Raw genomic sequence first — 13,203 nt, forward strand, 5'->3', positions numbered from 1 at the left:
GATGGGGCCACGCCTGCTGGTGTTCGGCGATTCGCTGAGCTTTCACGGTCCGGAAGGTCCCTGCGCCGCGGACGAACCGCGGCTGTGGCCCAACATCGCGGCCGCCGCGCTCGGCGGCACCGCCGACCTGGTCGCCGGGATCGGCTGGAACGCCCGCGACGCCTGGTGGTCGCTGACCGGCGACCCGCGCGTGTGGGCCGACCTGCACCACGTCGACGCCGTCGTGTTCGCGGTCGGCAGCATGGACACGCTGCCGTCGCCGCTCCCCACTTATCTGCGCACCGGGCTGCGCTACCTGCGTCCCGACCCCGTCCGGCGGGTCGTGCGCAAGGCCTACCTCGCCGCGCAGCCCCGGCTTTCGATCGCGTTCCGCGGCCGGCCTACGGTGCTGCCGGCCAGGCTCACCGTCCAGTACCTCGACACCGCCGTGGGTGCGCTGCGCGCCCTGCGGCCCGAGCTGCCGGTCTTCGGGATGCTGCCGTCGGTGCACCGCGCGGCGGCCTACGGCGGCGTGCACACCGCGCGTCCCGCCGCGGCGGCCGCGATGGCGGCGTGGAGCGCGCGGGCGAACGTCCCGCTGCTCGACCTCGAAGCCGTTGTCGGAGAGCACGTCCTGAGCGGTGAGGGCAACCCGGACGGCATGCACTGGGGCTGGCAGGGACACGCCTCGGTGGGCGATGCGATGTCCGTGTTGATGGCGCCGGTGCTGGCCCCCGGCCACGTAGGCTGACGGCGTGTCGGTCGCCGTAGTCACGGATTCCACCGCCCACCTGCCGGAGGGCTTCGCCGAACGGCACGCGGTCCGGGTGGTGCCGCTGCACGTCCTCGTCGACGGCGTTGTATCGCTCGACGGCGTCGAGACCGGCCCGGCGGCGGTCGCCGAAGCGATGAAGCAGCGCAAGATCGTCACGACTTCCCGCCCGACCCCGACCGAATTCGCCGCGGTGTACCGCGCGGCGTTCGCCGAGGGCGCGGACTCGATCGTCTCGGTCCACCTGTCGCGCGAGCTCTCGGGCACGTGGGAAGCGGCGGTGCTGGCGGCCCAGGAAGTGGGGCCCGACCGGGTCCGCGTGGTCGATTCGCGGACCACGGCGATGGGGCTCGGGTTCGCCGCGCTGCACGCCGCCGGCGCCGCGGCCACGGGCGCCGAGCCCGCCGCCGTCGAGGCCGCCGCAATGACGGCGGCCGCGTGCTCGTCGACGTTGTTCGTCGTGGAAACCCTCGACCACCTGCGCCGCGGCGGCCGGATCGGGCCGGCGGCGGCGCTGCTCGGCACCGCGCTCGCGGTGAAACCGGTGCTGCACATGGCCGACGGCCGGATCCTGCCGCTGGAAAAGGTCCGCACCATGAACCGGGCGATCGCGCGGCTGGTCGAACTCGCCGCCGAAGCCGCGGCCGGCGACGACGTCGAGCTCGCCGTCCACCACCTCGCGTCGCCGGAACGGGCGGTCGAATTGGCGAACCGGCTCGAGGAAGCCGTCCCGCGCTCGGCGGGCTGCGTGGTCTCCGAGCTGGGCGCGGTGATCGGGGCGCACACCGGGCCGGGGGTGCTGGGCGTGGTCGTCCAGCGCACGGTCTCGTCCCGGAGCTAGCCGAACCCGCCAGCATGCCACCCGGGTACGACGGAAACGGCCGTTCCCGGGCCGGGCCGGGGGAATCCGTCCACAACACCCCGGTTGTCCACAGGAAGCACCACCACCCCTGTCGGCCCCCTCCCCGCGCGCCCTAACGTCGATCGTGTGTTCGAGCAGCCCGCCCGGGATCCGGGCCTCCCCGTCAACGACCGGCTCTCCTGGCTGGCCGACCAGCTCTCGCCCGATGCGAGCACGGTCGGGCCGGGTGGCCGGCTGGTCCGGCGCTGGCTGCCGGGTGGATCGGCCGGTCCCGGCCGCCGCCGGTGGGCGCTCGCCGGCGTCTTCGCCGCGGTCGTGGTGATCGTCCTCGGCGCGGTCGCGCTCTTCGGCGGCCGTCCGGCACCCGAGCCCCTGCCCGCGCTGCCCGGTGCGAAACCGGCGGCGGAGGCGCGGGCCGCGCCCCCGACCGGCCTGGTCGTCAGCGTGATCGGCCGCGTCCGGTCGCCGGGGCTGGTCACCGTGCCTGCCGGCGCCCGCGTCGCGGACGTGCTGCGCGCGGTGGGCGGGGCCGATCCCGGCGCGGACGTCTCCGGGCTGAACCTCGCCCGCAAGGTGACCGACGGCGAGCAGCTCGCGGTCGGCGTCCCGGCGCCCGCCGCCGTCCCCGGTGCGCCGGCGGAGGGCGGGAAGGTCGACCTCAACGCGTCGACCGCGGACCAGCTGGACACGCTGCCGGGCATCGGCGAGGTGATGGCGAAGCGGATCGTCCAGTGGCGGACCGACCACGGCGGCTTCACCAAGATCGAGCAACTGCGCGATGTCGACGGGCTCGGCGAAAGCAAATTCGAGAAGCTCCGGGAGAAGGTGACGGTCGGATGAGTACCTTCCCCGCGACCGACACCCGGCAGGACATGCGGCTGGTGCCGGCGGCGCTGGCGTGCTGGCTGGCCGCGCTCGGCGGTCTGCTCCTCGGCTGGTGGACGGCCGTGGCCGCCGGGCTCGCCTCGGCGGTGCTCGCCGGGCTCGTGCTCTGGCGGGCGCGCGACCGTCCTCGCGCGCTCAGTGCGGCGGCGGCGCTGCTGGTGCTGGGGCTCGTCGCCGCCGGGCCGGTCGCCTGGCGGATCCGCGACGCGCAGCAGGACGCCCTGCGCGCCGAAGCGGCCCAAGGACTGCCCGCGGTGCTGCGGGTCGTCGTCGCCGAACGCCCGAAACCCGTGCGCGGCGCGGGTTACGCCGATCGCCAGGCCGGTGCCCGGTCGGTGGTGCTGGCGGCCGACGTGCGCACGGCGTCGGTCGACGGGCGGCCGGTGTCGTCGTCCGGACGCGTCCTGCTGCTGGCTCCGGTCGCCCAGTGGGCTTCGCTGCTCCCGGGCCAGGAAGTGACCGTGCCCGGCTTGCTGATGCCGCCGCGCGGCTCGGACCTGACCGTGGCGGTGCTTTCGGTACGCGGCCCGCCGGGGGAGCCCGGCCCGGCGCCGTGGTGGCAGCGGGTGGCGGCCAGTCTGCGCGCCGGCCTCCACGACCTGTGCCAGGCGCTGCCGGACGAACCCGCCGGCCTGCTGCCGGGGCTGGTCCTGGGCGACACGAGCGCGTTGTCGCCGCGCGTCGAGCAGGAGTTCGTCACCGCCGGCCTCGCCCACCTCACCGCGGTCAGCGGCGGAAACCTCGCCGTCGCCTGTGGTGCGGTCCTGCTGCTGCTTCGGTTGCTGCGGCTCGGGCCGCGGCTGTCGGCGGTGGCGGCGGGAGCCTGCCTGGCGGGGTTCCTCGTCCTGGTCGGGCCGGAGCCGAGCGTGCTGCGGGCCGGAGTCATGGCGGCGGTGGCGTTGCTGGCGCTGGCGCTGGGCCGGCGGGGTTCGGCGTTGCCCGCGCTGGCGTTCGCGGTGTGCCTGCTCGTGGTGGTGGATCCGGCGATGGCCACGGACTTCGGGTTCGCGCTGTCGGTCTGCGCCACCGCCGGGCTGGTGCTGCTCGCGCCGCGCTGGGCCGGCGGGCTGGTCCGCCGCGGGGTTCCGCCGGGCGTCGCCGAAGGACTGGCGATCCCGCTGGCCGCGTTCCTGGTGACGTCGCCGGTGCTCGCGGGCATGGCGGGCTCGGTGAGCCTGGTCTCGGTGCTGACCAACGTCCTCGCCGCGCCGGTGGTGGCCCCGGCGACGGTGCTCGGCGTGCTGGCGACGGTCACCGGCCCGTGGTGGCCAGGTGCCGGGGAGTTCCTAATGCACCTCGCCGATCCCGAAGCCCGGTGGCTGATCACGGTGGCCCGGCACGGCGCGCGTGCGCCGGGCGCGGTCATCGCCTGGCCGGGAGGCTGGTGGGGCGGGCTCCTCGCCGCCGCCGTCCTCGCGGTACTGGTGCTGGCCGCCCGGCGACGGCGGGTGCGGTTGCTCATGGCGGTGCTGGCCGCCGGCGCGTTGCTGGTGCTCGTGCCGGTCCGGGTGCTGGCGCCGGCGTGGCCGCCGCGGAACTGGGCGGTGGTCGAGTGCGACGTCGGCCAGGGCGACGCGGTGGTGCTGGCGACCGCCGAGCCCGGGCGGGCCGTCGTCGTGGACACCGGGCCCGAACCGGGGCCGGTCGACGAATGCCTGCACCGGCTGGCCGTCGACCGGATCCCGCTGCTGGTGCTGAGCCACCTGCACGCCGACCACATCGGCGGGCTGGCGTCGGTCTTCGACGGCCGGGCGGTCGGCGGGATCGCCGTCGGGGCGGGGCGGGCGCCGGAGTGGGCGTGGCGGCAGGTGGCCGCGGAAGCGGCCCGGCAGGCGGTGCCGCTGGTGGAGCTGAACCCTGGGGAGCGGCTGGCCTGGCCGGGGTTGTCGCTCGACGTCCTGGGGCCGCGGTACGTCCCGGCGCGCGCGGCGGGGCAGGACGGAACGACCATCAACAACAGCTCGGTCGTGCTGCGGGCGGAAACGGCGGCGGGCCGGGTGCTGCTGACCGGCGACGTCGAGCTGGCCGCGCAGGCCGACCTGCTCGCCGACATTGGTGATCTGAAAGCGGAGGTGCTGAAAGTCCCCCACCACGGTTCGCGCTACTCGCTGCCGTCTTTCCTCGCGGCGGTGGCGCCGCGGGTGGCCTTGGTCAGCGTGGGCGCCGGCAACACCTACGGCCACCCGAACAAGTCCACAATGGACACCTTGACGGCGCTCGGCGCGCTCGTCACGCGGACCGACGTCGACGGCGACACGGCGGTCGTGACGGACACGGCGGGGCCGGCGGTCGCGCGCCGGGGCGAGCCTCGTGGCCCGCCGCGCCGCTGAAACCCGGGGCACGCCTCGCGGCGCACCCCGGGCCGGCGGGCGTCAGTAGCCGAGTGCCTCGTTCACGGCGGCGGCCGACGGGGGCACGATCGCCTTGGGGCCCACGTGGTTCTCGATCGCGTCGAGGGTCTTGAGGCCGTCGCCGGTGATCAGCAGGACGGTCTCCGCGTCCGGGTCCAGCTTGCCCGTCTCGATCAGCTTCTTCGCCGTGGCGACGGTGACGCCGCCGGCCGTCTCGGTGAAGATGCCTTCGGTGCGGGCCAGCAGGCGGATGCCTTCGACGACCTCTTCGTCGGTGACGTCCTCGATCGCGCCACCGGTGCGGTTGACGACGTCGAGCACGTAGGGGCCGTCGGCCGGGTTGCCGATCGCCAGCGAGCGGGCGATGGTGTCCGGCTTCACCGGCTGGACGACGTCGTGGCCGGCGCGGAACGCGGCCGACACCGGCGAGCAGCCGGTGGCCTGGGCGCCGAACACCTTGTACGGGCTGGCGTCCACGAGGCCGAGCTGGCCCAGCTCACGGAAACCCTTGTCCACCTTGGTCAACTGCGAACCGGAGGCGATCGGCACGACGATCTGCGAGGGGATGCGCCAGCCGAGCTGCTCGGCGACCTCGAAGGCCAGCGTCTTCGAGCCTTCCGAGTAGTACGGCCGGACGTTCACGTTCACGAACGCCCACTTCGGGTGCTCGCCGGCCAGCTCGGTGGCGAGGCGGTTGACGTCGTCGTAGTTGCCGTCGACCGCGACGAGGTCGCCGTCGTACACGGCGGTGGTGAGGATCTTGGCACGCTCGAGGGACTTCGGGATCAGCACGACCGACCGCCAGCCGGCGCGGGCCGCGGCGGCGGCCGTCGCGTTGGCCAGGTTGCCGGTCGACGGACACGCGAGCACCTCGAAGCCGAACTCGCGGGCCGCGGCCAGCGCGACGGCGACGACGCGGTCCTTGAACGAGTGCGTCGGGTTGCCGGTGTCGTCCTTGACCCACAGGCGCTTGAGGCCGAGTTCCTTGGCGAGGCGGTCGGCGCGGACCAGGCGGGTCGCGCCCGGCTCGGTGTTGGGGATCTCTTCGACGTTGGACGGAACCGGAAGGAGTTTCTTGTAGCGCCAGATGTTCTCGGGGCCGGCCTCGATGTCTTCGCGGCGGACGCGGCCGAAGTCGTAGGCGACCTCGAGCGGCGAGAAGTCTTCGGCGGAGACGAATTCGGGGGCGAGCGGCTGCCGGTGGCCCTCTTCCTTCGACACCAGTTCGACGGCGGGACCGAGGTCCGGGGTCTTGGTGGTGGAGGTCGTGCCGAGGGTTGCGGTCATCGCGAGGTTCCTTCCTCATCTGCCCCGCCGAAGCGGGCCGGAATTGGCACCGTGGTCGTCAGCTACCCCGCGATCGCGGGATGACGGGCTGTACGCCGGTTGCCGGGGCTTCGTCGGGCCGTTCCCTCTGCCCCTCTGGATGAGCGGTATTCAGTTGTCGGTACGCGCACGCCGGGTTTCCCCGGGGCGGGCTGCCTCGCCTACACCGTACGACATGGTGCTCGAGCCGTGCCATGGTGTCCGCTCGACATCACCGGAGCGGGCGCACCGCGGCGCGGGTGAGAGGATTCGGGGGTGACCGCGCAAGCCACCGCCCCGGCCCCGCTGCACCTGGTGCTGGGTGACGAAGAACTGCTGATCGAGCGGGCCGTCCGCGAGACGCTGGCCGCCGCCCGCGCGATGGACGCCACGGCCGAGCTGACCCGGGTCCGGGTGTCCGATCTCACAGCCCCCGAGCTGGCCGAACTGGTGAGCCCGTCGCTGTTCAGCGAGGGCCGCGTGATCGTCCTCGAATCGGCGCAGGACATCTCGCAGGAGCTGGCCGACGCCGTCGCGTCCTACCTGAAGGACCCCGCGGAGGGGGTCGTGCTCGTCGTCGTCCACACCGGTGGCGGCCGCAGCAAGGCGGGCAAGACGCTCCCGGCGTCGCTGAAGAAGGCCGGGGCCGAGATCACGGAGTGCCCGAAGCTGACGAAGCCGGCCGAGCGCGAGCAGTTCGTGCGGCACGAGGTGCGCCGGGCGGGCGGCAAGATCGACCCGGCCGGGGTCGCCGCGCTGATCGACGCCGTGGGCTCCGACCTGCGCGAACTGTCCTCGGCGGCCAACCAGCTGGTGGCCGACACGGGCGGGACGATCGACACCGACGCGGTCCACCGGTACCACCGCGGCCGCGCCGACGTGACCGGGTTCGCGGTCGCGGAGAAGGCCGTCAGCGGCGACCGCTCGGCGGCGCTGGAGTCGTTGCGCTGGGCGATGCAGCTGGGGGTCCCGCACGTCCTGGTGGCGGACGCGCTGGCCGACGCGGTCCGCACGATCGCGCGCGTCTCGGGGGCCGGGCGCGGCAACCCGAACCAGCTGGCGGGTGAGCTGGGCATGCCGCCGTGGAAGATCCGCAAGGCGCAGGGCCAGTCCCGCGGGTGGAACCAGGACGGCCTGGCCACGGCCATGCGGGTGGTCGCACGGCTGAACGCCGAGGTCAAGGGCGTGGCGGCGGACCCGGGCTACGCGCTGGAGCGCGCTGTCCTCGAGGTCGCGGCGGCCAAGGGCGACCGCTGACCCCGGACACGGAAAAGGCCCCGGCTCCAGCCGGGGCCTTCCCAGAAATCAACCAGCTCAGAGCGCGTTGACGCGCTTGGCCAGCGCCGACTTCTTGTTGGCGGCCTGGTTGGCGTGGATGACGCCCTTCGAGACGGCCTTGTCCAGCTTCTGGGCGGCGTCGCGCTGCAGCTCCGTGGCCTTGGCCTTGTCGCCGGCGTCGGCCGCTTCGCGGACCTTGCGGATCGCGGTCTTCACCGAGGACCGGATCGCCTGGTTGCGCTGACGCGCCTTCTCGTTCGTGGTGATGCGCTTGATCTGCGACTTGATGTTGGCCATGAGGCAACTCCTGCTTTCACTCGGTGAGATCCGCCGCCGCGCTCGTTCGGCCCCGCTGAAAAGCGGGTTTCCTCCATGACGGAATGCCGCACGGCAACGAGCGTCCACTTTAACAGCCCAGCTCGCGGCGGCTTCCGGCGGCACCTGATCACCGGGGGTACGGTGGACGGCGGTCAGTGCCTAGGGTTCCGTCGCCGGTCCGCACGTCGCACCACACAACCAGGGCCGGGCGGGTCTGGTCCGAGCGGCACCATCGGCGGGTCCGGACGGCCGGTCGTTCATCTGACGGGGCAAAAGCCTGGAGGACCCGGTTTTCGCGCCCGCGAAAACCCGTGAGGGGTCCCGTGAACGCCACCGCCCTGTCCCTCGTCCTCGTCGCCGCCGTGGTGCACGCCGCGTGGAACCTCGCCGCCAAGCGGATCTCCTCCGGGGGCACGCAGTTCGTCTGGCTCTACTACACCGTCGGCGCGGTCGTGCTGCTGCCGATCACGGTGGTGCAGCTCGTCGTCGAAGCGGACCGTCCACAGTGGAGCTGGCTGCTCGCCGGGTTCGTCACCTCGGTGCTGCACATCGCCTACGGGATCGTGCTGCAACGCGGCTACCGCGTCGGTGACCTGTCCGTCGTGTACCCGGTCGCCCGGGGCACCGGACCGCTGCTGTCGGTGCTGGCCGCCGTCCTGGTGCTGGGTGAACGCCCCGGGTGGCTCGGTCTCGTCGGTGCGTTCCTGGTCATCGCCGGGGTACTGGTGATCAGCACCGGCCGTGGCGGCGGTGACCCGCGGGCCCGCCGGGCCGGGATCGGCTACGGGCTGCTGACCGGGGCCGTCATCGCCGGGTACACGCTCTGGGACGCGCACTCGGTGACCGGTCTCGGCGTGCCGCCGGTCGTCTACTTCGGCCTCGGCTCGATCCTGCAGAGCGTGCTGCTCGTGCCCGGTGCGCTGGCCGGCCGCGCCGAAGTGACGCGGATCTGGCGCGAGCAGCGCCGCGAGGTGCTCGTGGTCGGGCTGCTCTCGCCGGTCGCCTACATCCTCGTCCTGTTCGCCCTCACGATGGCGCCGGTCAGCCTGGTCGCACCCGCCCGCGAGCTGAGCATCGTGCTCGGCGGCCTCGCCGCGTGGCTGGTGCTGGGCGAACGCGACGCCGTGCGGCGGCTCGCCGGCTCGGTGCTCGTGCTGTCCGGCATCGCCGCGATTGCGGCCGCCTGAGCCCGTCCGGTAGGGATGGTGCGATGGAAGTCCTGAAGAGCAGGCTGATCATCCGCCCGCGCGACGCCGCCGCGACCACCGCGTTCTACCGCGACACCCTGGGCCTGGCCGTCGAGCGCGAATTCCCCGGCGGCACCGTGTTCTTCCTCGGGCACGGCTCCCTGGAGGTCTCCGGCGAGGGCGAGACGGGCTCGTCGCCCGATCTGGTGCTCTGGCTGCAGGTCCGCGACCTGGCCGGCGCCCTCGCCGACCTCGAGGCCAAGGGCCTGGAACCGGTCCGGGACGCCCAGCGCGAGCCCTGGGGCCTGGACGAGGCCTGGATCGCCGACCCGGACGGCACGCGGATCGTCCTGGTCGAGGTCCCCGAAGGCCACCCGATCCGGACGGACACCCGCTAAGCAGGCTTGACGGCGCGCAGCTGGGCGGCGAGCGCGGCGAAACCGGGCGGCTCCCAGGTCCACGTCTGCAGGTCGGCGAAGCCCGCCGCCGCGGCCTCGTCGGCCAGCACGTGCCTGCTCACGGGCAGCCACTTCTCGTGCGCGGACAGCAGCAGCCGTCCGCCGGGGCGCAGGACCCGGAACAGCTCGGCGAAGCCCGCCGCGCGGTCGTCCCAGAGCATGACGTTGTTCACGGTCAGGACCACGTCCACCGACTCGCCGGGCTCGCCGGTGCGCGCGGCCGAACCCTCTCGCAGCTCGGCGCGGTCGCCGCAGCGGTCGTGGCACAGCGCGAGCATCTCGGGGGAGGGGTCGACGCCGATGGTGCGGCCGGCCAGGCGCGCGGCGGCGTCCAGGCCGACGCCGGGGCCGGGGCCGATGACCAAGGCGGTTTCGTCCGGTTCGATCTTCGCGAGGTCGACGACGCGGTGTTCGGTCGCGGCGTTGCCCCGCGCCATCACCCAGCCGCCGAGGCGGCCGAGCGGTCCGGAAGGGTGACCGAACGCACGGTCGAGAACGCGGGAAAACCCGCTGGTCTCCGGCTGGGGAGGGGGTGCCGGCTGGTGCGGAGTGCTCATACTTCGAGGGCACCACGGATCGCGAAACCCCGCATCGGGGATGACCCCCACCCGCACCCGGAGGGCCATGGGACCATAGAGGTGGCCATCCCCGACTTTCCGAGGACTCATTCGAGTGACGACGTTCGCCGACACCACCTTCACGCCGCCGGAGCTCATCCGGAACTTCTGCATCATCGCGCACATCGACCACGGCAAGTCCACCCTGGCCGACCGCATGCTGCAGCTCACCGGCGTCGTGGAAGAGCGGGCCATGCGCGCTCAGTACCTCGACCGGATGGACATCGAACGCGAGCGCGGGATCACGATCAAGGCGCAGAACGTCCGGCTGCCCTGGCAGGTCGACGGGCAGGACCACGTCCTGCACATGATCGACACGCCCGGCCACGTCGACTTCACCTACGAGGTCTCCCGGGCCCTGGAGGCGTGCGAAGGCGCCGTCCTGCTGGTCGACGCCGCGCAGGGGATCGAGGCCCAGACGCTGGCCAACCTCTACCTCGCGCTGGAGAACAACCTCCAGATCATCCCGGTGCTCAACAAGATCGACCTGCCCTCGGCCGACCCCGACAAGTACGCGGGTGAGCTGGCCCACATCATCGGCTGCGAGCCCGACGACGTCCTGCGGGTGTCGGCCAAGACCGGCATGGGCGTCGGCGCGCTGCTCGACGAGGTCGTGAAGTCGGTCCCGGCGCCGCAGGGCGACGCGGACGCGCCGGCGCGGGCGATGATCTTCGACTCGGTCTACGACACCTACCGCGGCGTCGTCACCTACATCCGGGTGGTCGACGGCAAGATCACCCCGCGCGAGCGCATCAAGATGATGTCCACCGGCGCCACCCACGAGCTCCTGGAAGTCGGCATCATCTCGCCGGAGCCCAAGGCCAGCAAGGGACTCGGCGTCGGCGAGGTCGGCTACCTGATCACCGGTGTGAAGGACGTCCGGCAGTCGAAGGTCGGCGACACCGTGACGTCCGAGCGCCACGGCGCCAAGGACGCGCTGGCGGGCTACCGCGAGCCGAAGCCGATGGTCTACTCCGGGCTTTACCCGGTGGACGGCTCGGACTACCCGGAGCTGCGCGAGGCGCTGGACAAGCTCCAGCTCAACGACGCCGCGCTCGACTACGAGCCGGAGACGTCGGTGGCGCTGGGCTTCGGCTTCCGCTGCGGGTTCCTCGGCCTGCTGCACCTGGAGATCACGCGCGACCGCCTCGAGCGCGAGTTCGGCCTCGACCTGATCTCGACGGCGCCCAACGTGGTCTACGACGTCGTACTGGACGACGGCAAGGAAATCCACGTCACCAACCCCTCGGACTGGCCGACCGGCAACAAGATCGACAAGGTGCTGGAGCCGGTCAGCAAGGTCAGCATCCTGGCGCCGTCGGAGTTCATCGGCACGATCATGGAGCTGTGCCAGAACAAGCGCGGTCAGCTGCTCGGCATGGACTACCTGTCCGAGGACCGGGTCGAGCTGCGCTACAACCTGCCGCTGGGCGAAATCATCTTCGACTTCTTCGACACGCTGAAGTCGCGGACGCGCGGCTACGCGTCGCTGGACTACGAAGAGGCCGGCACGCAGTCGGCGGACCTCGTCAAGGTGGACATCCTGCTGCAGGGCGAGGGTGTCGACGCTTTCTCCGCGATCGTGCACAAGGACGACGCCTACAACTACGGCAACCGCATGGTGAACCGGCTCCGCGAGCTGATTCCGCGGCAGAACTTCGAAGTGCCCATCCAGGCCGCCATCGGCGCGCGGATCATCGCGCGCGAAACGATCCGCGCGATCCGCAAAGACGTTCTCGCCAAGTGCTACGGCGGTGACATCTCGCGGAAGCGGAAGCTGCTGGAAAAGCAGAAGGAGGGCAAGAAGCGGATGAAGACCGTCGGCCGCGTCGAGGTCCCGCAGGAAGCCTTCGTCGCCGCACTGTCCACTGAGGACTCGGGCAAGAACAAGAAGTGAGTGTCGCCTCGAAGTGACACCGGCGCCGTTGTTCACTCTTACGCGTGAATAACGGCGCCGAACCCGTGTTCGATGCGGTTTCTGTCGGTGCTCTCTGGTGCTCTGGTGCGAAGAGCGAAAGGAGGGCACGATGACTCTCATGATGGACTTCCAGTATCCGACCGGGTCGGGCCCCATGACGGTGCGCGACCTGGAGGGGATGCCGGATGACGGCCGAAGATACGAGCTCATCGACGGGGCGCTGCTCGTGACCCCGGCGCCCGGGCTGCGGCACCAGAAGATCGCCTACCGCCTCTACGGCGTGCTGGAAGCGGTGTGCCCGGCCGAGTTCGACGTGCTCGGCGCGCCGTTCGCGGTGCACCACGGCGACCGGATCGAACTGCAGCCGGACGTCCTGGTCGGCCGCGCGGAGGACTTCACCGAGAAGGACCTCCCGGCGCCGCCCGTGCTCGCCGTCGAAGTGCTGTCGCCGAGCACGGCGATCTACGACTTGAACCTCAAGAAGGCGGTCTACGAGCGGCTCGGCACGGGCAGCTACTGGGTGATCGACCCGGCCGACCCCGCGTTGACGGTGTTCGAGCTGGACGAGGAGGGGCACTACCAGCAGGTGGACAAGGCGGCGGGCGACGAGGTCCTGGAGGTCGAGCTGCCCTTCCGGGTGCGGATCGTGCCGCGGGAGCTGCTGGGCCGCCGCGGCTAGCGGCCGGGCCGGTCAGTGGTGGCGGATGCGGGGTGAGCCGCGCAGCTGAGCGTGCAGCTGCCGGTGCCGCAGTTCCTTGCGGAGGCGCTCGACGACGGCGTCGAACAGGGCCGGGTCGAGGATCGCCGTCTGCTCGAACTGCCGCCGGCCCGGTGGCGCCGGAGCGAGCCGGCCGCGGGGCGCGTAGCGCTGCACCGAGCTCTCGACACCACCGCCGGTGACCAGGTCGACCCACAGGGCGTCGCGGACGAAGCCGTCGCCGAAGCGGGCTGAGCGGCGCGGCGTGATGTCGGCGATCTGCGTCCACGGGATCACGCGGGTGCTGAGGGTGCCCGCGGGCAGGCGGAGGCCTTCGTCGCCGACGGTGAGGTCCTGCAGGCCCGCGAAGCCGCGTTTGAGCTCGCGGGCGCGGGACGCGCGGTAGACCAGCACGGCGAGGAGCACGGTCGCCGCGTAGGCACCGCCGATCAGCCACGGCGACTGGCCGCGCACCAGCCCGAGGGCGAGCACCACGCCGAACCCGGCGTCGGCGACGAAGAGCACGCCGAGCAGAACCTTGACCGGCGTGGTGACGCGAGGCGGTGACTCGGACAA

At 72.4% G+C, this 13,203-nt stretch carries 13 protein-coding genes and 1 riboswitch; of the genes, 9 read left to right on the forward strand and 4 right to left on the reverse strand.

Annotation, left to right across the window (positions count from 1 at the left end):
• Window position 1: 1 nt before the first annotated feature.
• From octT to MUY14_RS03505, 4 genes are all read left to right on the forward strand, one after another.
• Entirely contained in the window at window positions 2–730 is a 729-nt protein-coding gene (gene octT / locus MUY14_RS03490) for a diglucosylglycerate octanoyltransferase (RefSeq protein WP_247020715.1), read from the forward strand.
• Between the two features lie 4 nt (window positions 731–734).
• Window positions 735–1,592 (forward strand): DegV family protein, encoded by an 858-nt coding sequence (locus tag MUY14_RS03495; protein WP_247020717.1) that lies wholly within the window; start codon window positions 735–737, stop codon window positions 1,590–1,592.
• A 147-nt stretch (window positions 1,593–1,739) separates the two neighbouring features.
• The gene (locus MUY14_RS03500; protein ID WP_247020719.1) at window positions 1,740–2,453 is read left to right on the forward strand and encodes a ComEA family DNA-binding protein; all 714 of its coding nucleotides are present in this window, start codon (window positions 1,740–1,742) and stop codon (window positions 2,451–2,453) included.
• Window positions 2,450–4,828: a DNA internalization-related competence protein ComEC/Rec2 gene (locus MUY14_RS03505; protein ID WP_247020721.1), complete on the forward strand. Its 2,379-nt coding sequence runs from the start codon at window positions 2,450–2,452 to the stop codon at window positions 4,826–4,828. Before MUY14_RS03500 ends, MUY14_RS03505 begins: the two co-directional genes overlap by 4 nt.
• Window positions 4,829–4,870: 42 nt before the next feature.
• Here the strand turns inward: MUY14_RS03505 and thrC are convergent, their stop codons facing one another.
• Window positions 4,871–6,136 (reverse strand): threonine synthase, encoded by a 1,266-nt coding sequence (thrC, locus tag MUY14_RS03510; RefSeq protein ID WP_247020723.1) that lies wholly within the window; start codon window positions 6,134–6,136, stop codon window positions 4,871–4,873.
• Between the two features lie 12 nt (window positions 6,137–6,148).
• A riboswitch (SAM riboswitch) is annotated at window positions 6,149–6,282 on the reverse strand.
• 148 nt (window positions 6,283–6,430) lie between these two features.
• Here thrC and holA point away from each other — a divergent pair.
• On the forward strand, window positions 6,431–7,411 hold the full coding sequence (gene holA / locus MUY14_RS03515) for a DNA polymerase III subunit delta (RefSeq protein WP_247020725.1): 981 nt from the start codon (window positions 6,431–6,433) through the stop codon (window positions 7,409–7,411).
• A gap of 57 nt (window positions 7,412–7,468) precedes the next feature.
• Here holA and rpsT read toward each other — a convergent pair whose 3' ends face one another.
• The gene (gene rpsT / locus MUY14_RS03520) at window positions 7,469–7,729 is read right to left on the reverse strand and encodes a 30S ribosomal protein S20 (RefSeq protein ID WP_247020727.1); all 261 of its coding nucleotides are present in this window, start codon (window positions 7,727–7,729) and stop codon (window positions 7,469–7,471) included.
• 344 nt (window positions 7,730–8,073) lie between these two features.
• Here rpsT and MUY14_RS03525 point away from each other — a divergent pair, with 344 nt between their 5' ends.
• Together MUY14_RS03525 and MUY14_RS03530 are read left to right on the forward strand one after the other, a co-directional pair.
• Complete coding sequence (locus tag MUY14_RS03525) at window positions 8,074–8,937, forward strand: DMT family transporter (protein WP_247020729.1); 864 nt, start codon at window positions 8,074–8,076, stop codon at window positions 8,935–8,937.
• 23 nt (window positions 8,938–8,960) lie between these two features.
• Window positions 8,961–9,335, forward strand: a complete 375-nt coding sequence (locus tag MUY14_RS03530) for a VOC family protein (RefSeq protein WP_247020732.1) — start codon at window positions 8,961–8,963, stop codon at window positions 9,333–9,335.
• Here the strand turns inward: MUY14_RS03530 and MUY14_RS03535 are convergent.
• Window positions 9,332–9,952 carry a class I SAM-dependent methyltransferase gene (locus MUY14_RS03535; protein WP_247020734.1) on the reverse strand — a complete coding sequence of 207 codons (621 nt, stop codon included), beginning with the start codon at window positions 9,950–9,952 and terminating at the stop codon, window positions 9,332–9,334. The two genes, MUY14_RS03530 and MUY14_RS03535, sit on opposite strands and share 4 nt — an antisense overlap.
• Window positions 9,953–10,067: 115 nt before the next feature.
• Here MUY14_RS03535 and lepA point away from each other — a divergent pair, with 115 nt between their 5' ends.
• Both lepA and MUY14_RS03545 read left to right on the forward strand, forming a co-directional pair.
• Window positions 10,068–11,909 carry a translation elongation factor 4 gene (gene lepA / locus MUY14_RS03540; protein WP_247020736.1) on the forward strand — a complete coding sequence of 614 codons (1,842 nt, stop codon included), beginning with the start codon at window positions 10,068–10,070 and terminating at the stop codon, window positions 11,907–11,909.
• 130 nt (window positions 11,910–12,039) lie between these two features.
• Complete coding sequence (locus MUY14_RS03545) at window positions 12,040–12,609, forward strand: Uma2 family endonuclease (protein WP_247020738.1); 570 nt, start codon at window positions 12,040–12,042, stop codon at window positions 12,607–12,609.
• A gap of 12 nt (window positions 12,610–12,621) precedes the next feature.
• Here the strand turns inward: MUY14_RS03545 and MUY14_RS03550 are convergent, their stop codons facing one another.
• Window positions 12,622–13,203, reverse strand: coding sequence for a hypothetical protein (locus tag MUY14_RS03550; protein ID WP_247020740.1), 582 nt, complete (start codon window positions 13,201–13,203; stop codon window positions 12,622–12,624).

Source organism: Amycolatopsis sp. FBCC-B4732, assembly GCF_023008405.1.
GTDB lineage: Bacteria > Actinomycetota > Actinomycetes > Mycobacteriales > Pseudonocardiaceae > Amycolatopsis > Amycolatopsis pretoriensis_A.

Coding starts and splice junctions, on each gene's coding strand:
- octT (WP_247020715.1), top strand. CDS start 2: ATGGGGCCACGCCTGCTGGTGTTCGGCGATTCGCTGAGCTTTCACGGT.
- MUY14_RS03505 (WP_247020721.1), top strand. CDS start 2,450: ATGAGTACCTTCCCCGCGACCGACACCCGGCAGGACATGCGGCTGGTG.
- thrC (WP_247020723.1), bottom strand. CDS start 6,136: ATGACCGCAACCCTCGGCACGACCTCCACCACCAAGACCCCGGACCTC.
- rpsT (WP_247020727.1), bottom strand. CDS start 7,729: ATGGCCAACATCAAGTCGCAGATCAAGCGCATCACCACGAACGAGAAG.
- MUY14_RS03530 (WP_247020732.1), top strand. CDS start 8,961: ATGGAAGTCCTGAAGAGCAGGCTGATCATCCGCCCGCGCGACGCCGCC.
- MUY14_RS03535 (WP_247020734.1), bottom strand. CDS start 9,952: ATGAGCACTCCGCACCAGCCGGCACCCCCTCCCCAGCCGGAGACCAGC.
- MUY14_RS03545 (WP_247020738.1), top strand. CDS start 12,040: ATGACTCTCATGATGGACTTCCAGTATCCGACCGGGTCGGGCCCCATG.